Raw genomic sequence first — 21,387 nt, forward strand, 5'->3', positions numbered from 1 at the left:
TCGCGGACGGCTCGGTCGTCAGCTCGCGTGAGGCGGCGCTGCAAGCGCTTCGCGAACTGCGTCCGGTACGGTTGAGCAGCCGTTAGCTAAGACGGGGCTTAGGAGCGCGAGTTCGATCCGCGAAAACAGATTGCTAGACCTGCTCCCGGTACTCGAAATCGATGCCTCGGGTACGATCCAGCGCGAAGAGCAGTGCTAGCCGATACGATGACCCGCATGGGAAGGCTGGCTGCGAACCAATGTCCTCGCAAAGTTGGTAACTGCCGGACGAGAGCAGCTCTTCCACTCACATCCCGAATGTGCCTTGGGGACTTGGCTCCAAGGAACGCAGCAAGCGCTAAGGCTCAACCGCTACTCTGAGCCGGTCGGCTCTTGCTTCGTAACTTCTGGACAATTCGAATAGAGCCGCTTTGACGGGAGCAGACTTATACTCCTCTGCCATCCGGCGACAATGCTCTGAGGCCTCACGCAGTTTCGACTCGCGGTGCATGGTTCCAAATTAGCGCATGTTGGCTCAACGTTCGAGTCATCCGGTTGTCATGAACGATGTCGAGAAGTCGGGACGATGCTGAGGGACAGAGCCATGACGCACCCCGATCAGACCGATGGCCGAGCCGCCGCACGACAGGTTGCGGAGACACTGAAGGCCAAGGCCGGCGTCCGCAAAGTGCCCGCCCGGGCTTTTGAGCTATTTATCGTCCCTGGGTTCCTTAACGAGCATTCGTGCAACGAGATGATTGCCCGCATCGAACGGGAGCGTCGGCCCTCGACCATCGCCGACGATGTCGGCATTGCCAATTTCCGCACAAGCGAGACCTGCGATCTCGATTCTGCTGATCCGGAGGTCCGCTCGGTCGACCGGGCCATCTGCTCGCTGCTGGGCCTCAATGGCGCGTTCGGCGAGCCGATCCAGGGCCAGCGCTATGACGTGGGGCAGGAGTTCCGTCCTCACACCGATACCTTCAACCCGGGCCAGGCAGACTATTACCTGCATTGCGCCGATTGGGGGCAGCGGACGTGGACCGCGATGGTGTATCTGAACGATGTTCCCGCAGGCGGCGCCACCCGCTTCAAGCTGATCGGCAAGACCATCCAACCGGTACGCGGAACGCTGCTTGCCTGGCATAATCTTCTGCCCGACGGACGCCCGAACGACGCCAGCCTGCACCAGGGCATGAAGGTGCGAGCCGGCGCTAAATATATACTCACGAAGTGGTACAGGGAGCGCCCAGTCACCAGCGGCAGCGCCGCCGATGCCAGCTACCAAGCTCAGTCCGCAGGCTAGCCCGCCAGCTCCCGAAACTCGCGAGAAAGCAGGGCGCGGAGCTGATCGCGCGCCCGGGCGACCTCGGCAGGGCTGACTGCGGCCGGTGCGGCATGGCTGCCGAGCACGGGTGGAACCGCGATCCCGTCGCGGCGGACCTCGAAATGAAGGTGAGGTCCTGTTGAAAGACCGGTCGAGCCGACGAACCCGATGGTGGCTCCGGCAGCGACAATGTCCCCGGGAGACACCGCGACCCGCGACAGATGCGAGTAGCTGGTGATCGCGGCCCCCGAATGCGCCAGTCGGACCCGGTAGCCGTGGCCGCCTGCCCAACCTGCGCCGACCACATGGCCGGCCATCGCGGCGCGAACCGGCGTGCCCCGGGGGGCGGCGATATCGATCCCACGATGGTAGCGGGGGAAACGCAGCAGGGGATGGAAGCGCCAGCCGAAACCTGAGGTGACCGCACCTGCGACCGGGCGGAGCAATCCGCCGGGATTGGGCGACGAGCCTGAAGCCGGACCCAGCACGTCGACGAAGCGGAACCGCCCAGCCTCGGCCCGCGAGCGCACCAGCTGCAAGTCCGGCCCGCCAGCCCGGTCCAGGCCGGCGTAGAGCAGCGGGCCAAGCTCCCGCTCGCCGCTCCCGGCGTGGCGAGCGGCGACGATCAGGTCGAACCGATCGTTTGGCCGCAATCCGCCCGCAGCGCGCGCCAGGACCGCCCGCGCGGAATTGGCCAATGGCGCGGGCAAGTCTGCTCTTCCAAGCGCACTCGCAAGGTCCAATCCGACGTCGCCCCGTAGCCGGAGCGGGGTCGAGTCCACTGGAACTTCGATCCGCTGAAGTTCGATATCGTCGCCGCTGCTCTGGAGGCGCAAGGTCAGTCCGAGGTGAGGGCGGAGTTCCGCGAGCTCGATGCGCCGGGCTCCGCCGGGCAGGGGCGAACCGAGCAGAACGGTAACCTCGGTACCCGCGGCGGGACCCTCGACTTGCTTGCTGACCAACCGCTCGGCTTGAGCCGCGTCGAGACCCCCAGCTCCAGCCCGAAGCAGCAAGGCAGTCAGCGACTCTCCGCCGCGCAGCACCAAGCGCTTGCCGCCACTTGTCGGCATGGCGCGAGCAAAGGGTTTGGCGTCAGACGGCGTCACCACGGGAAGCTCGGCGGCCGGTGCCAAAGCCGGCCGCTGCGCCCGCGATCCTGTGGGAAGAACGGCCGCGAGCAGCGCAGCAGCCGACCCGCCGATCAGCAAAGTTAGGGATATGCGGCGCGGGGAGCGAGGAACGTCGTGCCGCGACGGTCGCAGGCCCGGCCGTGTGCGACCGCGGGGCGGCGTGCTCGGACCGCAAGCCATCATGTCGGCGTCGAGATACAGCTTCTATTCCCCGCTTCGGGCACACGACCGGATCGGAGCCGCCGCTAGTGCTTCACTATTGCCGTTCGATGACTCGGGTGGCCTCGCCCGGCGTCACGGTCCAGCAACACAGCCGTCGCGAATGCGAGAGATTCCTGCCTGAACAAGGCGGAATGGATGAAGCATTCGTGCAGTACGGCTCGGCGGCAACTCGACTCGATCACCCCGCCCCGCATCGCGCCACCAGCGTCCTCGTGATCACCGACGTAGACAGCCGCTATCGCAGTCTCAAACGCAGATGGAACGGGCTCGACGCCCAGCTTCGGCGCTGCCGGTCGGTTGCCGATGGTATGTCGAAAGCGCGGCTCGAGCCCCCCTGCGTCATCCTCGTTGAGTGCACCGGCAAGGTCATGCTTGGCCTTCAGCTGTGCCGCAGCTTCAGGGAGATGCCGGAGCTTAGTCCTAACACAATGATCGTCATCTGGGCGGACGGGATCGACGATGAGCAGCGCTTGGCCTTCTACCAGGCCGGATGCGACGACGTGCATGGGGACGCTAACTTCACTGAAGAAGCCATGTTCAGGATTCGCGCCGCCGTTCGCCGCCGTTCGGCTCCCGACGCTCCGTCCGCCACCTTGCGCTACGCGGATCTGGAGCTCGATCCCGCCGGGTACCGCGCCTGGCTGCACGGCCGGGTGGTCCATTTGTCGACCGGGCAGACTCGGCTGCTCAGGTTCTTCATCGAGCATCCGGGACAGGTGTTCTCGCGATCGGCCCTCGCTGCGGCACTGTGGCCCGATAAGATCGTGGATGTGGAGGCGGTGAAGACCGCGGTAGTGCGGCTGCGGCAGGCTTTGCTCAAGGCGGGGGGAGGGAGCCCCATCCGCAACGTCAAAGGGGAAGGCTATATGCTGGACTTGGAGAACGGCAGGACCGGTCCGCCGCTCGCCGCGGAACTGTAACAATCGGTACACGAGAGAGTCTTTCCGAATGCCTAGCTCCCGCATGGGAGCAGAGGTTCAACGGCCGCTCTGTACGACGGTTGAGCCCCACTCGTTCTTGAAGAACGCGAACAGGCGGGAGTGAGAGGCAATGTTTAGCAACAGGTTGGCGTGTCGTATGCTGCTTCTGAGCGCTGCGGCATCGGTGCTCGGCGCTTGCGGCGGCGGCGCCGATGACGTGGGCTCTCCGGGCGAAGGGGTCATTGTCGTCCCGGGGCCGACCCCGACACCGACACCGACACCGACACCGACCCCAACGCCGACCGGCCCCGCGGCCAACTGCCCGACCGGCACCTCCAACGCCGGGGTCGTGGCCGACCGTCGCAACTGCCGCCTGCCGGCTCAGATCACGGGCACGCTGAACCTGCCAAAGGTCGCCGGCCTGTTCTATTCGATCGATGGGCGGGTCGACGTCGGCGTCGATGTCGGCGGCAACGGCTCGGCGGCGGGCGGCCAGTCGGCAATCCTTTCGATCGATCCGGGCGTAGCGGTTGTCGGCCAGAGCCAGGCGAGCTTCCTGGTCGTCAATCGGGGCTCGCAGCTCAACGCCGTTGGCACCGCGACCCAGCCGATCATCTTCACTTCACTGGCGAACCTTGAAGGCAGTTCGACGGACGCCAGCGACAGCCAGTGGGGCGGCGTGATCCTGCTCGGCCGGGCGCCGATCAGCAATTGCGCATCCAACGTCCCGGGCGGCAGCGCCGACTGCCAGCAGCAGGTCGAGGGTACCAACGCGCCGGCACTCTACGGCGGCGCAAACGCGAACGACAACAGCGGTCAGCTGCGCTTTGTGCAGATCCGCTTCACCGGCTTCAGCCTTGCTCCCAACTCGGAGCTGCAAGGCCTGACCACCGGCGGCGTCGGCTCCGGCACGGTGATTGAGAACCTGCAGGTGCACAACAGCGGCGACGATGGCATCGAGGTTTTCGGCGGCCGCCAGAACATGCGCAATGTCGTGATCACGGGCGCGGACGACGACAGCCTCGATACCGACTTCGGCTACAAGGGCTTCATCCAGTTCTTGATCGGCATTCAGCGGCCGCAGTCGGTCAAGGCCGGAGGCGGCGATGCCATGATCGAAGCCGACAGCAGCTCGCCGGGCGGCGATTTCGACTTCACGCCGCGCCAGAACACCCGGCTGTCCAATTTCACCTTTATCCAGACCCGCGAGGGCCGCTCGGCGATCCACCTCCGCGGCGGCACCGATTTCACGCTGCTCAACGGCGTGGTCGTCGGCCCGACCGCCTGCCTCGATGTCGATCAGGCGGAGACGGTCCAGCCGGCCGATCCGGCCAAGGACGAGGCCGGTCCGCCGGTCATCAACTCGGTGCTGTTCGCCTGCCCGACCTTTGCCGATCCGGATGCCGATGACTTCGAGACCCAGGCGGTCAATGCTTCCGGAAACGCGAACAACAACCTGGCGTTCACGGCCTCGCTCAGCAACGTGTTCGTGAACGGCGCCAACGAAACGGCGGCGACGCCATTCAATGCCAGCACGCTGAACGCCTTCTTCATCGGCACCAGCTATGTCGGCGCCGTCCGCGACGCAAACGACATCTGGTACCGCGGTTGGACCTGCGACAGCAGTTACGCGACCTTTGGCAGCAACCAGAACTGCAACACCGTGCCAGCCTGATTAGGCGCTATGCGAGCGGCGCCGGTGATCGGGGCCGCTCGCCAGTAAGTGCGGGGGAGGACCGCGAGCCGGTTCTCCCCTTTTGAACGATGCAACGCCCATCCTCGGGGGATACCATGTACCACGCTGGCCGCCTGGCTTCGCTCCTGCTGCTCACCACGATCATGTGCCCTGCGGCAGCCTTGGCGCAGGCATCGGGCGCGGTGCCGCCAACCCAGACCCCGCCCACCGGTCCGGCGAGTGGCGAAGGGACCGAGGTGAGCGCTCCGGGCACCGAAGCGCAGACGGGCGAAGCTGCAGCCGACGAGCAGCCTGTCGAGGTTTCCGCTCCGGGCGTGGACCCGGGCGGCGAGATCGTGGTTCGGGGCCGCCGCAATGTCGTCCGTTCGACTCCCGAAGTCATCTCCATCCTGTCGGCCGAGGACATCGCCCGCACCGGCGAAGGCGACATCGCCGGCGCTCTGCAGCGTGTCACCGGGCTCAGCGTGGCCGGGAACGGCTTCGTGTACGTGCGCGGGCTCGGCGACCGCTATTCACTGGCACTGCTGAACGGTCTGGCCTTGCCCAGCCCCGAGCCGCTGCGGCGCGTGGTCCCGCTCGACATCTTCCCGACCAGCGTGCTCGGCAGCGCGTTGGTCCAGAAGAGCTATTCGGTCAACTACCCTGGGGAGTTCGGCGGTGGCGTCATCAACCTCACGACCTCCGCCATCCCCACCGATACTTTTCTCACGGTTGGTGGTAGCATCGGCGGCAACACCGAGACGACGGGCGAACTCGGCTACACCTACTATGGCAGCCGCACCGACCCGCTCGGCTTTGACAATGGCGAGCGGGACATCGACGGCGTGTTCGGGGCGGCGTTCCGCGCCGGTGCGCCCATCAGCGAGGGCGGTTTCTTCAGCCGCGATGAGGTCAAGGCGGCCACCGCCGACCTGTCCAACGCGCGCACCAACCTTCTCCAGCGCAACACCGACATTCCCGCCAACTACGGGGTCGACCTGAGCGGCGGAACCTCGTTTAACTTCGCCGGCGCAGAGGTCGGCGTGATCGCCAGCGCCGGGTACAGCAATAGCTGGCGCACCCGTGAAGCGCGGCAGCAGACGCCCGGCGGCGACGCCATCGGCACCGACTTTCGGGTGGTGCGCACGGACAACCGGGTTGTCGTCAACGGCCTGCTCGGCTTGTCGGCGCGGCTCGGCGAGCACGATGTGCGATGGACCAACCTCATCATCCGCGACACGCTCAAGATCGGACGTTTAGGTGAAGGCTTCGACATCCAGCTGGCCGAGCCGGTGGAAGGGGAGCCGGCCCAGCAGGTTAACCAGCGCACCGCCTGGTTCGAGCGGCAGCTCATCAACACGCAGCTAGTGGGCGAGTTCGACTTCGGCGACTTCGATGTCGACCTGCGCGGCGGCTACGCCAACTCGCAGCGGAACGCGCCCTATGAACGTGCCTTCAGCTACTTCTACAGCTCGCAGGTTGGCGACTACGTCAACAATCTCACCACCAATGCGCAGAGCGCGACCGTTTCGTTCAGCGAACTGGACGAGGATGTGTGGAATCTGGCCGGCGACCTCAGCTACAGGTTGCCCAACTTCCCGATTACCCTATCGGCGGGTGCCGCCTGGCTCGACACCCATCGCGGCTCGACGCGGCGGGACTTCAACTTTCGGCCCGCGAACGCCCTTCCGCTCGGAGTGACGCAGCAGCGGCCAGACTTCCTGCTCTCGGATTTCAACGTCTATCAGTACGATATCCTCCTGGTGGAATCCTCGGCGCTTGCGGGGATCGCACGGTACGAGGGCGACCTCCGGGTGCTTGGCGCCTACGGGCAGGTCAACGCCGAGATCACCCCCCAGCTGCGGTTCCAGGGCGGCGTACGCCTGGAGGACGGCGAGCAGTCGGTGACCCTGGTCGACCTGTTCGACCAAGGTGGCCTCGCGCAGGTGCCGGCCATCGAAGAACGCTACTGGTTGCCGGCGGCTACGCTGACCTGGAACCTTGTCGAGAACATGCAGCTTCGCCTGCATGGCTCCAAGACGCTGGCCCGTCCGCAGTTCCGTGAGCTTGCGCCGCAAGCCTATTTTGACACGGAAAGCGATCGGCAGTTCTTCGGCAATCCGTTCCTGACGGACAGCACGCTGCTCAACGCCGAAGCGCGTTTCGAATGGTATTTCGCGCCGCAACAGCGGCTGAGCGCCGCGGTGTTCTTCAAGCGCCTCAACGATCCCATCGAGGCGGTGGCGTCCGTTGCCGGCGGCGGCGCCGTCCTGACCACCTTTGCCAATGCGCCCCAAGCGCGGCTTTACGGCCTGGAGCTCGAGGCGCAGAAATACTGGCCGCTGTCCGGACCCTACCGGCTCGTGACGATTGGCAACTACACTTTCGCCGAGTCACGGCTGCAGGTGGGCGAGGGCGACACCACCATCCTCAACGATACCCGGGGCGACCGGCCCGCGACCGAGGTGTTCGGAAACGGCGATCCGCTAACCGGCCAGTCCAAGCACCTCGCCAATCTGCAGATCGGAGTCGAGAACAGCGAACGGCTGCAGCAGGCCACGGTCCTCCTCAACTACGCCAGCAAGCGCGTGACGAGCCGCGGCCCGATCCTTGGCGAAACGCGGCAGAACGACTTCTTCGAACGTCCCGGCTTCAGCCTGGATTTCGTCGCTCGCCATGGCTTCGCCCTGTTCGGACAGGAAGGCGAGGTGAAGTTCGAGGCGCGCAACCTCACCGGCACCGACTATCGCGAGTATCAGGATGTCGGGGACACCCGGCTGTTCATCAACCGCTACGACCTTGGCCGTTCCTTTTCGCTCGGCGCGTCCGTAAGACTCTAGAGCTTCGCGAACCCCACACCGGGCTGACACCACACTGTCATTTTCCGGTACCTCAATCGTCACCGCTGTCGTCGAAGTCGGCACGATGAGGGCGGGGATTCGGACGTGAAGCGAACGGTGCTGGTTGGGCGATCGACGGCCGCTCGGCAGCTGCTGCCGCGCGACGTCTACTTCTGGCTCAAGGCCCTGCTATTGGCGTTGGTCGCGGTACAGTTGGCGCGGCTATTGTGGGCGTTGCTGACGCCGCTCGGACCGCTCGGCCAGTGGCTTCCACCCGTTCCGGCAGCCCTGCCCATCGCCGCCCGAACCGCTCTGCTGACCAGCTTCGACCCCTTCGCCGGAGCGGTTCCAGCACCGGCGCAGCCCGCCTCGGCGCCGGTCACTGGCTTCACCCTGTTCGGGACGCGCCTTGGCGCCAGCGGCTCGGCCGTGATCGCGGGAGCCGATGGAGTGCAGAACAGCTACGCCATTGGCGAGGAGATCGCGCCGGGCGTCCGGCTGGCCGCGGTCGGCTTCGACTTCGTCATGCTGGACAGCGGCGGGCAGCAGCAGCGGCTCGCCATGCCCGGAGCCGAGGAGGAAGCAGTCCCTCCGGGCGCGCCCGGAGGAGCATCGCCCGCGTCCGCGCTAGCCGCCGGCCCCAGCGCACCGGCCGGCTCCGTAACGCCTGACGCCATCCGACAGAACATTGCGTTTGCGCCGCGCAACGCAGGGGGCCGGATCACCGGCCTGCTGGTCAGTCCCATCGGCAACGACGCCTCACTGCGGGCGGCCGGGCTGCAGAACGGCGACGTGATCGTTGCGGTGAATGGACGCCGGATTGGTTCTGCCGGGGATGCCGCGGCCCTCCAGTCCCAGCTCGTGCCGGGCGCCCGGCTGTCGCTCCAGGTCGAGCGCGGCGCCGCCGTCGTTCCGGTCGCCCTTCTGCTTGCAGGTCCTCAATGAAGCGCTTCTTCCTGATCGCCGCGGCCGCCTCGCTGGCGGTCTCAACGCCGCTGCTCGCCCAGTACAGCATGAACATGCGCGACGTGGACGTGCGCGCGCTCGCCTCGGACGTCGCCCGGGTGACCGGCCTGACGCTGGTCGTCGACGGCCGCGTCAACCAGAAGCTGTCGGTGGTGACGCGCCGCTCGCTCAACCGGAGCGAGTATTTCGAGGTGTTCCTGTCGACCCTGCGAGCCAATGGGCTGGTCGCCATCCCGATCCGCGGCGGCTACCGCATCCAGCCGGTCGAGGGCGCCGCCACTCAACCAACCCGCATCGGTAGCCGGCGCGCGTCGCGCAACCAGGTCGTGACCGAGATCTTCCGCCTCCGCAACGCCGACGCGGCAGGTGCGGTGGAAACCCTGCGCCCGCTGGTCAGCCCGCAAGGTTCCGTCACAGCCAACAAGAACGCCAACAGCCTGATCGTGGTCGATTTCGCCGACAACATCGCGCGGATCCGGCAGATCATCGGGACCATCGACCGGCAGAGCACGGCCAACCAGCTGGTCTACCTGCGCAACGCTGGCGCGCGGGAGATCGCGACGTCCCTGAGCTCGCTTGCCGGGCAGAACAGCGGCGTCAGCGTATCCGCGATCGACAGCTCCAATGCCCTGGCGTTCAGCGGCGACGCCACCGCCGTCGCCCGGCTGGCGGCGATCGCCCGCGACCTTGATGCGCGCTCCGCCGGCTCGGCCGAGATCCGCGTCTACTGGCTGGAGCATGCCGACGCCGAGCAGCTCCTGCCCGTGCTGCAGCAATTGCTCGGCCAGCCGGTGACGCAGGGCAGCGCTGCACCGTCCTTTATTCGCTCGCAGCAGGGCGAGGGCACCGGGGCGGGCCCGACCGAGCAGCCCGCTCCGGCGGTCGTCAATTCGTCCGGAGGCGAGAACAACGGCATCGCCCGCCGCGGTCCCGCGGTAGTCGCCCGCTACCCCGGGACCAACGCGATTGTGGTCGCCGCCAACGCCGACGTGCAGCGCCAGCTTGGCGAGGTCATCCGCCAGCTGGATACCCGCCGCGAGCAGGTGCTGGTCGAAGCGATCATCGTGGAGATTGGCGACAACGCCGCCAAGCGGCTGGGTGTGCAGTTCCTGCTCGGGGGCAAGAACGCGCCATTCCTGGCTTCCAGCTACTCGAACGCCGTGCCGAACATCCTGACGGTGGGAGGCGCGATCGCCAACTACCGGCTCGGGCGGACCACCACGACCACCGACGATGGAACCATCGTCACCAGCACCGACAGTCCGCTCGGCCAGGGGATCACCGATGCGGCCGTGCAATCGGTGCTCGCGGCAACCGGCGGCTTTGCGGGCGGCATCGTCGACATCGGCAAGAATGCCGTGTTTGGCGCCATTCTCAACGCGGTGAAGTCGGATACTGAAAGCAACGTCCTGTCGACACCGTCGATCATGACCCTCGACAATCAGGAGGCCAAGCTGCTGGTCGGGCAGGAGGTGCCGGTGACCACGGGGGAGCAACTGTCGAGCAACTTCGACAACGCCTTCCGCACCGTGCAGCGCCAGAACGTCGGCATCCAGCTCGACGTCAAGCCGCAGGTCAACAGCTCCGGCTCCATCAAGCTGTTCATCCGCCAGGAGGTGTCGAGCGTCGCTGGGCCGGTAGCGCCGCGTTCGACCGACCTGATCATCAACAAGCGCGAGTTCAAGACGGTGCTGACCGTGGATGACGGCGAGATCCTGGCCATCGGCGGGCTGCTAGACGAGAACGAGCGGCGCACGCTGGAGAAAATCCCGCTGCTCGGCGACATCCCAGTGCTGGGCGAGCTGTTCAAGTCGCGCAGCCGGGCGCGAGCCAAGACCAACCTCATGGTCTTCATCCGCCCGACCATTGTTCGCACCGCCGCCGAAGCCCGGGAAGTAACGGCCCAGCGTTACGGCTACATCCGCAACGAGCAATTGCGGTCGCGACCGACCGAAGAGCCGTCCCTGGACGCGCTGGTCCGCGACTATCTCGGCACGGTTCCGCCCGCTGCGGCGCCGCAGCCGGGCGACGTCGCCTACCCGTCGCAGCCGGCCGGCCCGGCGCCGGTGCAGCCAAGGCGCTGACATGAGCGCGGACGAGCCCGCCCTGACTCTGGTCGAGACGAGCGCTCCGCCACCGAGCGTCGACGACCCGCTGCTGACGGACGTCGCGGCCGCTGCTGAGCAGGCGGTCCCGGTGACCGCGATCCTCGACATCCCCTACGCCTACGCGCGCAGCCACGGCGTGGTTGCGCTGCCACGGGAGGACGGCGGGCTGGTGGTCGCGCTGCGGGAGGGCGCCGACCCGGGCACGCTGATCGAGGTCCGGCGCCACCTTGCCCAGCCCTTTGCGCTCCGCATTGTTACCGCGGCCGAGTTCGACCGCCACCTGCACGACCGTTATGCCATCGACGAGAGCGCGGTCGGGCTTGCCGGCGCGATCGACAGCGGGGACGAGCTCAACGCCCTTGCGACCGGCCTGCCGACCGCGGAGGACCTGCTCGACAGCGCCGACGACGCGCCCGCCATCCGGCTCATCAATGGCATCCTTGCGGAGGCGGTCCGGCTCGGCGTCAGCGACGTCCATGTGGAGCCGTACGAAACCGGGCTGATCGTCCGCATGCGGGTCGATGGCATGCTCAAGGAATCGCTGCGCATGCCGGCCCATGTCGCGCCGGTGGTGGTCAGCCGAATCAAGGTCATGGCCCGGCTCGACATCGCCGAGCGGCGGGTGCCCCAGGACGGCCGCATCGGCATCAGCCTGGGCGGCAAGCAGCTCGACGTGCGCGTCTCCACGTTGCCGAGCCGCGCGGGCGAGCGGGTCGTGCTGCGCATCCTCGACAAGGACCAGGCCGGCCTGTCGCTCGCGCAGCTCGGCATCGCTGAGACCGCCGCGACGGTGCTGCGCGAAGCGCTGGCCGAGCCGAACGGCATCATCCTGGTCACGGGACCGACCGGCTCGGGCAAGACCACCACTCTGTATGCCGGCCTGGCCCACCTAAACGACGGCAGCCGTAACATCCTGACGGTCGAGGACCCGGTCGAATATGCGATCGACGGAGTCGGCCAGACCCAGGTCAACAGCAAGGTCGGGATGAGTTTCGCCACCGGCCTCCGCGCCATTCTCCGCCAGGACCCGGACGTGGTGATGGTCGGCGAGATCCGCGACCGCGAAACCGCCGAGATCGCAGTGCAGGCGTCGCTCACAGGCCATCTGGTGCTGTCCACCGTCCACACCAACGACGCGGTCGGCGCGATCACTCGCCTGCGCGACATGAAAGTGGAGCCCTTCCTGCTTGCCTCGACCCTGCGCGCGGTGCTGGCGCAGCGGCTGGTCAGGCGGTTGTGCGACCATTGCCGGGCGCCGGCCGACCCGGCCAGCGGCTCGGCGGCGTTGCTCGGCTTCGCGGCCGACACGACCGTCTACCGGCCGGTGGGCTGCGACCGCTGCGGCCCGAGCGGGTTCAAGGGGCGGATCGGCCTGTTTGAGGCCGTCCGCGTCGATGCGACCATCCGCCGCTTGATCAACGAAGGCGCGGACGAAGGGGCGATCGCCGCGCACGCCTTTGCGCACGGCACCAGCCTGGCGGGCGCAGCGCGGGCGCTGGTCGAGGCCGGGGTGACCACGCCGGAGGAGGCGATCCGCGTGTCCCGCCGCGACGCGGAGCCGGCGAGTGCCTAGTTTCGCCTTTGTTGGCATCGACCTGCGCGGCCGCGAACGCCGTGGAACATTGACCGCGCCCAGCCGCGAACTCGCGCGCTCGCAGCTGGAAACCCGCAAGCTGCATGTGGTCCGCATCGCTCCCAGCGAGGTCGCTCCCGCGCCGCCGCGCCGTGGCGGGATCCTGTTCGCCAGGCCGCGGCGGCTGCGCTTCAAGGAACTGACGCTGTTCACCCGGCAGCTGGCGACGATCAGCCAGGTAAGCCCGCTCGAAGAAGCACTGCGCACCATCGCCCGGCAAAGCGAGGCTGAGCAGGTTCGCTCCGTGGTGGCGAGCGTTGCCGACGGCGTGGTCGAAGGACGCCGCCTCGCCGACGCGATGGCGCGCGAGCCCAAGAGCTTCCCGCCGCTCTATCGGGCAATGGTTGCCGCCGGCGAGAGCTCCGGCACCTTGCCCGAGATATTGGATCGGCAGTCGGCGTTGCTCGAACGGCAGGCGGCGATGCGCTCCAAGCTGGTGTCCGCGCTTGCCTACCCGACGGTGCTGGCGCTGGTTGCGCTGGCGGTCGTCGCGGCGCTGATGATCGCAGTGGTGCCGCGTGTGGTCGAGCAGTTCGACAATGTCGGGCAGCAACTGCCGCTACTCACCCGGGTGGTGATTGCGCTGAGCAGCTTTCTTGCGGCCTATTCGTGGGTCTTGCTGCTGCTGCTCGGCTTGCTGGCTGTCGGGGGAGTGGCCCTGCTGCGGCGGCCGGGACCGCGGCTGGCCTTCGATCGCTCCTTGCTGCGGCTCCCCTTTGTCGGCCGGCTGCTGCGCGACCTTCATGCCGCGCGCATGGCGCGAACGCTAGCGACCATGATCGAAAGTCGACTACCCTTGATCGAGGGACTGCGGCTGACCGCGGGCACCATCCACAACCGCGCGCTCCGCCAGGCGACGGCTGGTCTCGTCGAGGCGATCCGCGGCGGCGGCAGCCTGTCGGGTGCGCTCGGCCGCGCGGGGGTCTTCCCGCCCCTGCTGGTCTATCTCGCCGCCAGCGGGGAGAGCGCCGGCCGCCTGGAGGTCATGCTGGCCCGCGCCGCCGACTATCTCGAGCGCGAGTTCGACAGCTTCACCGCGACCGTGCTGGCACTGCTCGAGCCCGCCATCATCGTGGTCATGGGCGCTATCGTCGCGCTGATCGTGCTCGCGATCCTCCTTCCTATCCTGCAACTCCAGTCACTCGTCGGAGCCTGAGCCATGCTGCGCATCCTCCTTGCCCTGTTTACCGACATGTCCCGCCCGCCGCGCCGTAAGCGCACGGAGCAGGGCTTCACCCTGGTCGAGCTGATGGTCGTCATCGTGATCATCGGCCTGCTCGGCACCATTGTCCTCATCAACGTCATGCCGAGCCAGGACCGGGCCATGCAGACCAAGGCGCGAGCGGACATCGCGACGCTCGAGCAGGCGATGGAGATGTACCGGCTCGACAACTTCAGCTACCCGGCGGGCGGGGACGGGCTGCAGGCCCTGGTGTCGCCCCCGGCCGCCGCGCTGGGCGCGAGGTCCCGCCCGGGCGGCTATGTGAAGAGCCTGCCCAAGGACCCTTGGGGCCGTCCTTACCAGCTCGCGGTGCCCGGCCGCAGCGGACCGTTCGACATCTACTCGCTGGGCGCTGATGGCTCGCCAGGCGGCGAAGGCGAGAACGCGGACATCCATTCGGGCCAGGCCTGATCGGGTCCAGGTCCCGTGCGCGCCAACGGCTTCACCCTGGTCGAGCTGCTCGTCGTCATCGCGGCGATGGGTCTGCTCGCCTCCGCCGCGGTGCTGATGTGGCCGGGTGCGGGCGGCGGCGCGCGGGAGGCGGCGGTGCGGTTTGCCAGCCGGGCGGCAGCGGCGCGCGATGAGGCGGTACTCACCGGGCAGCCGCTCGGGCTCTGGGTGACCGCCTCGGGCTACGGCTTCGAGCGACTACGCGGCGGCTCATGGCAGCCCATCTCCGAACGGCCTTTGACCCAGCAGGATTGGGGCCGTGGACTGTCGGCGGACACAGGCGGCGGTGCCCGGCGGGTGCGGTTCGACAGCGTCGGGCTTCCGGACGCTCCGCTCGAGCTTGCCGTTACCGCTGGAGGTGACCGCGTACCCGTCCGCATCGAAGCCGACGGCGAGGTTCGCCTGCCATGAGGCGAGCGAACGGCTTCACTCTGATCGAAATGCTGGTGGCGCTGGCGGTGTTCTCGATCGCCGCGCTCGCGCTGCTGCGGCTGGACGGCTTCGCGGTGGCCACCACCGCCGATCTCGCGGCTCGTGCCGGTGCCACCCTGGTCGCCGAGAACGAGGCTGCGCTGATCGCTACTGACCCAGCCCCGGCAATCCTCGGCACCAGCACACGGGAACACAGCAACGGGGGCCGCAGCTTCGTGATTCAGCAGGCGGTGACGCCGACAGCGGACCAGCGGCTGGTCCGCGTTGACTTGGCGGTGATCGATCGCGGGTCGGGCGCACGCGCGCTGCTGACGCTGATCAAGCGGGTGCGTTGATGCGGCTGCGGTTAAGCCAGGGACGTGAGGCGGGCTTCACGCTGGTGGAGATGCTTGTCGCACTGCTCATCTTCGCGCTGCTCGCCGCCGCGGGCGTCGGCCTGCTGCGCGCGAGCGTGGACACGCAGGGCGCGGTCGAACGCCGGCTCGGCGACCTTGCGGCGGCCGCCAGGCTGCGAACCCTGCTGTCCAGCGATCTCGCGCAGGCGGTTGACCGGCCCGGGCGTGACGCGGGCGGCGGAACGCGGCCGGGGTTCGTCGGCGTCGCCGAGGAGCTGCGGCTGGTCCGTGCGGGCTGGAGCGACCCCGCCGGCGCCGGCAGGCCCGAGCTGCAAGCGGTGCGGTGGGACGCGGGCGGCGGTATTCTTCGGCGCTCGGCGCTTGACGCGCTCGATGGCGGGCGCGACGGGCCGGCAGCAGTGCTGGCCCGGGACCTGGTGCGCACGGCCTTCCGCTACCGCGGGCCCGGTGGTGAGTGGCGCACGGAATGGCAGCCTGCACAGGGCGAGCCGGCGCTGCCCGCCGCGGTGGAACTGACGCTGGAACGCCGCGGCGAAGCACCGGTGACGCTTGTGCTTGCCATGCCGCAGGGTTCTGTTCCGGACGTGCCGCCGCTCGGGGTATCCGCGGCATGATCGTGCCGGCTTCGGAGCGCGGCGCGGCGCTGCTCACCGTGTTGCTGCTGGTCGCCGTTATGGCCACCGTGGCCGCGACAGCCCTCGACCGCATCGCGATCGCGACGCGTCTCACCGGCAACGCCGCAACCGTCGCGCAGGGGCATCAATGGCTCGCAATGGCCGAGCAGCTTACGGCCACGCGGATGGAGGATCTGCTCGCAGCCGACCGCGGCAAGACGGTCGCCGGATCCTGGCTCGGCACGCCGCGCACCATCGCCCTGCCGGACGGCGGCAGGATCAGAGCGCGGGTGCGCGACGCCGGCAATTGCTTCAACCTCAATGGACTGGTCACCCGGGCGCAGGATGGCTCGCTGGTCGCCAACCAACTCGTGGTCGCGCAGTTCACTGGCTTGATGGGGCAACTCGGCATCGACAGCGGCCGGGCGGCAGGGATCGCCCAGGCGGCCGCGGACTGGATCGACAGCGACTTCATGCCCCAGCCTCAGGGGGCGGAGGACTCCGCCTACGCCGGCGGAGGCCGCCAGGCGGCGAACGCGGCGATGGCCGACGTCAGCGAGCTACGGGCGGTCGTGGGGGTCACGAACGAAGCCTATGTCGCGCTTCGGCCGTGGATCTGTGCACTGCCGGTGCACGAACCCAGCAGCCTCAACGTCAATACACTGTTGCCGGAGCAGGCGTTGCTGCTGGCCATGCTCGCGCCGCAGCAGATCGGCGTGGCCCAGGCGCGGGCCCAGCTCGCCGGGCGCCCGGTCGAGGGCTTTTCCAGCACCGTGGATTTCTGGAAGTCGGGCGCTTTCGCGGACCTGACCGTACCCCCCGAGGCGGCGAGCCAAGTCAAGCTTCGCTCCGCCTGGTTTCTCCTAGAAGCGGAAGTGGGGGGCAGGGGGCTCCAGCTGGGCCAGACGTCCCTGATTGACGCCCGGGAGAAGCGCGCCAGGGTCGTCCGCCGAGCCTATGGGGAGCTTCGGTGACGGAGCGACTCGTGATAGCGCTGCCGGCGGTTGTGGAGCCCGGGCGTGCCGACGCCCACTGGTGGCGAGTGGCCAACGGCGCCGTTCTGGAGGCCGGCGCGGACACAGGTTGGCTTGGCCACGCAGCTCCGGCGGACGGCACGGCCGGCCTGCCATTGGTGGCGCTAGCCCCCGCGGCGCTCGCAAGGCTCGTGTTCGGCGAACCCGTGGGCAGCACCGAGCGTCAGGTCGCGGCCGTGGCCCGGTCTGCGGCACTAGAGGACAGCCTCGCCGCTCCCGAGACCCTGCACGCGGTTTCCGTCGTCAAACTGCTCGGGGAAGGGCGGAACCCCGAGCTGCGCCGCACCGTCACGGCCGTGGTCGCCAACAGCGCCATGCTGGAATGGTTGGAGTGGCTGAAGGGGCATGGCGCGGATCCGGAGGCGATCGTCCCGGCGGGCTTGCTGCTGCCCCACAGCGATCGGTGGACCGCGGCGACGGTCGGCGCCGAAGCCATCGCCGGGCGCGGCGACCTCGTATTCCCGCATGAGCCGGCGCTCACCGCCGCCTTGGCGGGGGCCGAGGAGGTTGAGGAGCTGACCTCTATCGAGGTCGAACGCCGCCTTGCCCTGCTCGCCGACCTGCCCCCCCTCAACCTGCGCACCGGCCTGTTCGCACGCCGGCGGCTGTTCCTGCTGGATTGGGCGAGGGTTCGCGAGCTGGCTGCCCTGGCCGCGGCTATTCCGCTGATCGGCCTTTTGGTGGTGCTCGTCACCATTATCCGGCTGAACGCCGACAGCGATCGCCTCGAGAGCGAGGCGGCCGCGCTCGCCAGCCGGGCGCTGGGTCGGCCGGTCACGGTCGAGACGGCAGGGACTGAGGTCGAAGCCCGCCTCGCCCAGGGAAGTGGCTCCGAGTCGCCTTTCACGCCAGTGGCTGCGCTCTACCAGCAGCTGCAACTCACCCCCGGTGCGGCGGCCAGCACGCTCAGCTGGCGGGCCGACGGAACCCTCGCGACATCGCTCGCCGCGCCGCGGGCAGAGGATCTCAACCGGATCCTGATCGCTTTGCAGGGCGCCGGCTACAAGGTGACAGCCGTGCCGCGCCAGGGGCCGGACGGGCGGGCGGTGGCGGACGTCACGGTTAGGAGCGGCCCATGACCATGGCGCTCCGCAGCTGGTACCTCGAGCGCTCGCCCCGCGAACGCTGGCTGCTCGCAGCGATGCTGGCCATCGCCCTGCCGCTGCTGCTCTGGGCGCTGGTCTACCGGCCCCTGGCCGACGGCCTGGAAGCCGCCAAGCAGCGCCATGTCGCCGCGGTGCAGCGGCACGCGCTGCTGCTCGGTCAGCTCGCCCAGCTTCGCGACGGCGTTCAGCTTGTGCAGGGCGCTTCTGGAGCCGACGTCACGCTGGTGGCCGGAGAGTCCGCGGTGCGCGCCGGGCTGGCGCTCAGCGGCAACACGGCCCAGGGACCAGATGCCGCCAGCGTGGCGGTGGCCGCGGCGCCGGCGCCAGCAGCCCTGGCGTGGCTGCAACAGCTGGAAGGACAAGGCATCCGAGTGCGCGAGCTCAGCATTACCCCGCAGCCGGGCGGCACGGTGGTCGTTTCCGCCCAGCTGTCGCGGAGCGGCCGATGATCGCGCCACGTTGGCTGGTCTGGACGCTGGGCGTGGGGCTGCTCGCGCTAGTGCTGACCGTACCCTTGCGAGTGGCGTTGGGCGCGGCGGACCTCGAGCGGCTCAACCTCAGCGCCCGTCAGGTCGCCGGGACCATCTGGGACGGGCGCATCGGCGACCTGACGCTCGGCCGGCAGCTGCTCGGTACCTTTGACGTGTGGCTGGACCCCGGCGCGCTGCTGCTTGGACGGACCAAGCTGCGCTTCGACCGGCTCGACAGCCTGCAAGGACCGCTGACCGGGGCGTTGCACACGGGCGGCACTGCCGGGGTCGAGGAGCTGACCGGTCGCCTCGCCATCGGCAACCTGTTCGCGCCGGTCCCGGTGGACAGCATCGGCTTCGAGGACACCACGATCCTGTTCCAGGGCGGCAGGTGCGTCCGCGCCGACGGCCGGCTCACCGCGACCCTGGCGATACGGCTCGGCCCGCTCGATCTGGCGCGCGGTTTCGTCGGTAAAGTAACCTGCGACGGCGAGCGGGTGCGGGCCCGTCTCGCCAGCCCGAGCGGCAGCGAACTGGTGGAGTTCTACATCGGCCAGAACGGGCGCTACCGCGGGTGGCTGACGGTCCGTGACGCGCCCGCGCCGGTCGCTGCAGCGCTCGCCATCTACGGCTTCCGGCCCTCGGCGGAAGGGCTCACCCTGTCGGTCAGTAACGCGCTGTGACGGTCCTGCCAGCGTTGCTCGGGGCGGTCGCCGGCGCGATCGTCGGAAGCTACGTGGCTACCTTGTGCCTTCGCTGGCCCGGTGGAGAGAGCGCCAGCGGCGGCCGGTCGCGGTGCGACAGCTGCGGCCGGACCCTGCGCCCGGCCGAACTGATCCCGCTGCTGAGCGCCGCCTGGAGCCGCGGGCGCTGCTCCAGCTGTGGAGCGCCGATCGCGGCTTTCCACCATCGCACGGAGCTGGCGGCCGCCGGGATCGGAGCTGCCGCGCTGCTCGTTGCTCCGGATCCGGCGGGCGCGGCCGCAGCCCTGTTCGCCTGGCTGCTGCTGCCACTGGTGCTGCTCGACTGGCGCCACTTCTGGTTGCCCGACCGGCTGGTGCTGCTGCTCGCGGCCGCAGGCCTGGCGCTCGGCGGCCTGCTCGGCGTTTCGCTCGAGGAGCGCCTGGCCGGCGGCCTCGGCGGCTTCGGGCTGCTGTGGCTCCTGGCCTGGGCCTATCGCCGCCTGCGCGGGCGCGAAGGGCTGGGCGCGGGCGACCCCAAGCTGTTCGGCGCGATTGGCCTTTGGCTCGGCTGGCAGATGCTGCCGCTACTGCTGCTTGGCGCCTCTTCTCTTGGGCTTGCCGCGGCCCTGCTGTCGAGGGACCACATCCGGCCGGATCAGCGCCTGCCATTCGGTACGCTGCTCGGCGTCGCGGCGTTTGCGGTGGCGGTAGTGCAGGCACGCACCGCGACCGGCGGCGCCTGAACCGCAACGGATCAGGCTTTGACCGATTGCCAGAACGGCCCCGCCTCGCACAGCTGATCGAGGAAGGTCTCGGACGCGGCCAGATGTTCCGCTTCCTCCCCGGCCTGGGGCATCTCGCCAGCGGATATGGTCGGCGCCAGCATTCGCGCCGTCGCCAGGTCGTTCAGCTTGCCCAGCGATTCCTGCAGCTCTTCAACCGCCGCGACGAATCGCTTCTTGCGCTTGGGGCGCTCGAAGAGGTCGTTGAAGAACTCGGTCGCATAGCGCAGCTTCTTGACCTGGATCCGCAGGCGGTGACGGGACTCTTCGTCCAACTGCGCCAGCATGCCGCGGAACGGCGCGATCGTGCCCCAGAGCTTGTTGAGCCGCTTTCGCGCAAAGCCGCGGATCGGGCGCGTTGCAGCTTCGCCGGTGCGCCACGGACCAATGGCCGTCCAGGCGCTGAGATCGATCAGGAGCAGGCGGAGCCTGGCACGCTCCATCGCTCCGACAACCAGGTCATAAGCCTCTTCCCTGCGGCGCGCGGTTGTTTGCCGCTCCTCGTCTCCAATTTCGCGCTGGAGGTAAACGTCTAAGTTGCGCGCATCGCCCAGTTGCGCGGTGAACCATCTCAGTTCCTCTCGCAGCCGAGGGTATTGCTCGTCGGCGATCGCCGGGCGGAAGAAGCTGAAGGCGGCGCGAAGGCGCCGCAGCGCGACCCGAGACTGGTGCAGCGCATCGGGCGCGCGGCTGCGAACCACCAGCTCCTCGTTCAGCCGGTAGTGCTTCAGGCAGGCATGCGCGACGGACGCAAAGGCTTCGGCGATGCTCATCGCGGGTATGATGCTGACCGGGGCAGCCTTCGCGGCGCGGTCGAGGGCGCCGTCTGCTAGGGCCGCGCCGCGCTCGGCCTTGCTGAGGACGCCTAACCTGGTGGGAACCCGCTCGGCAAGGGTGCGGGCCGCCGCGACCACATCGGCGGTCTCCCCTCCCAGCAGCTCAAACTCGATCTCCGAGAAATCGAGCGAGCGCTCGTCGGCGCTCAGCCTGCCCACATCCCAGTCGACCTGCAGCTCGCTTGAACCCTGTCGCACCCGCCATGTCGTGCGTTCAACCTGCGAGCGCAGAACGGGCCTGAGCTTGCGCCCGAGCTTCTCCGCCGCGACCGGAAGCTCGACCGGCACCTCGGCGAGCTTGCCCGGCTGCAGTTCGTCGGTTGGAACATCCCACTCCCACTCGTCCCGGGTGAACAGCCCGTCGCTAGCGGCCGTGCGCTTCAACGTCTGGACGAAGCCGCTCCCGTCGCTGCGAACGCGAAGAGAGAAGCCGTTCTTGGCGAGCAGCTTCTTGGGGGTATCGTAGTATATGCTGGTCTGGAGAGCCGCCCGGCCTTCGGCGGTCGCCAACAGCGGATCGCTGCGGATCAGCGCCGACTGATCGCCGGCCAGATCCAATTTGAGTTCGATTTCCTTGCTCATGCACCAACGCCTCGAACCGT

General features: G+C 68.4%; 19 protein-coding genes. 17 read left to right on the forward strand and 2 right to left on the reverse strand.

Features of this window, described 5'->3' with window-relative positions; genetic code table 11:
- Positions 1 to 583 precede the first annotated feature (583 nt).
- Positions 584 to 1,285 carry a 2OG-Fe(II) oxygenase gene (locus QZX62_RS09665; RefSeq protein ID WP_294174018.1) on the forward strand — a complete coding sequence of 234 codons (702 nt, stop codon included), beginning with the start codon at positions 584 to 586 and terminating at the stop codon, positions 1,283 to 1,285.
- Here QZX62_RS09665 and QZX62_RS09670 read toward each other — a convergent pair.
- Entirely contained in the window at positions 1,282 to 2,376 is a 1,095-nt protein-coding gene (locus QZX62_RS09670) for a M23 family metallopeptidase (RefSeq protein ID WP_294174020.1), read from the reverse strand. The two genes, QZX62_RS09665 and QZX62_RS09670, sit on opposite strands and share 4 nt — an antisense overlap.
- Before the next feature lie 413 nt (positions 2,377 to 2,789).
- Between QZX62_RS09670 and QZX62_RS09675 the strand changes: the two genes are divergently transcribed.
- The 16 genes from QZX62_RS09675 to QZX62_RS09750 all read left to right on the forward strand — a co-directional run bounded on the left by QZX62_RS09675 (position 2,790) and on the right by QZX62_RS09750 (position 19,910).
- Positions 2,790 to 3,578: a response regulator transcription factor gene (locus QZX62_RS09675; protein WP_294174021.1), complete on the forward strand. Its 789-nt coding sequence runs from the start codon at positions 2,790 to 2,792 to the stop codon at positions 3,576 to 3,578.
- A 157-nt stretch (positions 3,579 to 3,735) separates the two neighbouring features.
- Complete coding sequence (locus tag QZX62_RS09680; protein ID WP_294174022.1) at positions 3,736 to 5,253, forward strand: hypothetical protein; 1,518 nt, start codon at positions 3,736 to 3,738, stop codon at positions 5,251 to 5,253.
- Between the two features lie 116 nt (positions 5,254 to 5,369).
- Positions 5,370 to 8,093, forward strand: coding sequence for a TonB-dependent receptor (locus QZX62_RS09685; RefSeq protein WP_294174023.1), 2,724 nt, complete (start codon positions 5,370 to 5,372; stop codon positions 8,091 to 8,093).
- A 105-nt stretch (positions 8,094 to 8,198) separates the two neighbouring features.
- Positions 8,199 to 9,038, forward strand: a complete 840-nt coding sequence (locus tag QZX62_RS09690) for a type II secretion system protein N (protein ID WP_294174024.1) — start codon at positions 8,199 to 8,201, stop codon at positions 9,036 to 9,038.
- Positions 9,035 to 11,143, forward strand: a complete 2,109-nt coding sequence (gene gspD / locus QZX62_RS09695) for a type II secretion system secretin GspD (protein ID WP_294174025.1) — start codon at positions 9,035 to 9,037, stop codon at positions 11,141 to 11,143. Before QZX62_RS09690 ends, gspD begins: the two co-directional genes overlap by 4 nt.
- Position 11,144: 1 nt before the next feature.
- A complete protein-coding gene (gspE, locus tag QZX62_RS09700; RefSeq protein WP_294174026.1) occupies positions 11,145 to 12,740 on the forward strand; it encodes a type II secretion system ATPase GspE in 1,596 nt (531 codons plus the stop codon).
- Positions 12,733 to 13,956 (forward strand): type II secretion system inner membrane protein GspF, encoded by a 1,224-nt coding sequence (gspF, locus tag QZX62_RS09705; protein ID WP_294174027.1) that lies wholly within the window; start codon positions 12,733 to 12,735, stop codon positions 13,954 to 13,956. The genes gspE and gspF overlap by 8 nt, the downstream gene beginning before the upstream one ends.
- Positions 13,957 to 13,959: 3 nt before the next feature.
- Positions 13,960 to 14,433, forward strand: a complete 474-nt coding sequence (gene gspG / locus QZX62_RS09710; protein ID WP_294174029.1) for a type II secretion system major pseudopilin GspG — start codon at positions 13,960 to 13,962, stop codon at positions 14,431 to 14,433.
- Positions 14,434 to 14,448: 15 nt separating this feature from the next.
- Positions 14,449 to 14,883, forward strand: a complete 435-nt coding sequence (locus tag QZX62_RS09715) for a GspH/FimT family pseudopilin (protein ID WP_294174031.1) — start codon at positions 14,449 to 14,451, stop codon at positions 14,881 to 14,883.
- Entirely contained in the window at positions 14,880 to 15,239 is a 360-nt protein-coding gene (gene gspI, locus QZX62_RS09720) for a type II secretion system minor pseudopilin GspI (RefSeq protein ID WP_294174033.1), read from the forward strand. The genes QZX62_RS09715 and gspI overlap by 4 nt, the downstream gene beginning before the upstream one ends.
- Complete coding sequence (gspJ, locus tag QZX62_RS09725) at positions 15,239 to 15,874, forward strand: type II secretion system minor pseudopilin GspJ (protein WP_294174035.1); 636 nt, start codon at positions 15,239 to 15,241, stop codon at positions 15,872 to 15,874. The genes gspI and gspJ overlap by 1 nt, the downstream gene beginning before the upstream one ends.
- On the forward strand, positions 15,871 to 16,848 hold the full coding sequence (gspK, locus tag QZX62_RS09730) for a type II secretion system minor pseudopilin GspK (protein ID WP_294174037.1): 978 nt from the start codon (positions 15,871 to 15,873) through the stop codon (positions 16,846 to 16,848). The genes gspJ and gspK overlap by 4 nt, the downstream gene beginning before the upstream one ends.
- Positions 16,845 to 17,987 (forward strand): type II secretion system protein GspL, encoded by a 1,143-nt coding sequence (gene gspL / locus QZX62_RS09735; RefSeq protein ID WP_294174039.1) that lies wholly within the window; start codon positions 16,845 to 16,847, stop codon positions 17,985 to 17,987. The genes gspK and gspL overlap by 4 nt, the downstream gene beginning before the upstream one ends.
- Entirely contained in the window at positions 17,984 to 18,463 is a 480-nt protein-coding gene (gene gspM, locus QZX62_RS09740; RefSeq protein ID WP_294174041.1) for a type II secretion system protein GspM, read from the forward strand. Before gspL ends, gspM begins: the two co-directional genes overlap by 4 nt.
- Positions 18,460 to 19,167 (forward strand): type II secretion system protein N, encoded by a 708-nt coding sequence (gspN, locus tag QZX62_RS09745; protein WP_294174043.1) that lies wholly within the window; start codon positions 18,460 to 18,462, stop codon positions 19,165 to 19,167. Before gspM ends, gspN begins: the two co-directional genes overlap by 4 nt.
- Complete coding sequence (locus QZX62_RS09750; RefSeq protein ID WP_294174045.1) at positions 19,164 to 19,910, forward strand: A24 family peptidase; 747 nt, start codon at positions 19,164 to 19,166, stop codon at positions 19,908 to 19,910. Before gspN ends, QZX62_RS09750 begins: the two co-directional genes overlap by 4 nt.
- A gap of 11 nt (positions 19,911 to 19,921) precedes the next feature.
- Here the strand turns inward: QZX62_RS09750 and QZX62_RS09755 are convergent, their stop codons facing one another.
- Positions 19,922 to 21,367, reverse strand: a complete 1,446-nt coding sequence (locus QZX62_RS09755; protein WP_294174048.1) for a CHAD domain-containing protein — start codon at positions 21,365 to 21,367, stop codon at positions 19,922 to 19,924.
- Positions 21,368 to 21,387: the final 20 nt, after the last annotated feature.

The sequence above is a fragment of the uncultured Sphingomonas sp. genome (genome assembly GCF_902806265.1).
Classification (GTDB): domain Bacteria; phylum Pseudomonadota; class Alphaproteobacteria; order Sphingomonadales; family Sphingomonadaceae; genus Sphingomicrobium.

Coding starts and splice junctions, on each gene's coding strand:
- QZX62_RS09665 (WP_294174018.1), top strand. CDS start 584: ATGACGCACCCCGATCAGACCGATGGCCGAGCCGCCGCACGACAGGTT.
- QZX62_RS09670 (WP_294174020.1), bottom strand. CDS start 2,376: ATGCCGACAAGTGGCGGCAAGCGCTTGGTGCTGCGCGGCGGAGAGTCG.
- QZX62_RS09675 (WP_294174021.1), top strand. CDS start 2,790: ATGGATGAAGCATTCGTGCAGTACGGCTCGGCGGCAACTCGACTCGAT.
- QZX62_RS09680 (WP_294174022.1), top strand. CDS start 3,736: ATGCTGCTTCTGAGCGCTGCGGCATCGGTGCTCGGCGCTTGCGGCGGC.
- QZX62_RS09685 (WP_294174023.1), top strand. CDS start 5,370: ATGTACCACGCTGGCCGCCTGGCTTCGCTCCTGCTGCTCACCACGATC.
- gspD (WP_294174025.1), top strand. CDS start 9,035: ATGAAGCGCTTCTTCCTGATCGCCGCGGCCGCCTCGCTGGCGGTCTCA.
- gspE (WP_294174026.1), top strand. CDS start 11,145: ATGAGCGCGGACGAGCCCGCCCTGACTCTGGTCGAGACGAGCGCTCCG.
- gspG (WP_294174029.1), top strand. CDS start 13,960: ATGCTGCGCATCCTCCTTGCCCTGTTTACCGACATGTCCCGCCCGCCG.
- gspI (WP_294174033.1), top strand. CDS start 14,880: ATGAGGCGAGCGAACGGCTTCACTCTGATCGAAATGCTGGTGGCGCTG.
- gspJ (WP_294174035.1), top strand. CDS start 15,239: ATGCGGCTGCGGTTAAGCCAGGGACGTGAGGCGGGCTTCACGCTGGTG.
- gspK (WP_294174037.1), top strand. CDS start 15,871: ATGATCGTGCCGGCTTCGGAGCGCGGCGCGGCGCTGCTCACCGTGTTG.
- gspM (WP_294174041.1), top strand. CDS start 17,984: ATGACCATGGCGCTCCGCAGCTGGTACCTCGAGCGCTCGCCCCGCGAA.
- gspN (WP_294174043.1), top strand. CDS start 18,460: ATGATCGCGCCACGTTGGCTGGTCTGGACGCTGGGCGTGGGGCTGCTC.
- QZX62_RS09755 (WP_294174048.1), bottom strand. CDS start 21,367: ATGAGCAAGGAAATCGAACTCAAATTGGATCTGGCCGGCGATCAGTCG.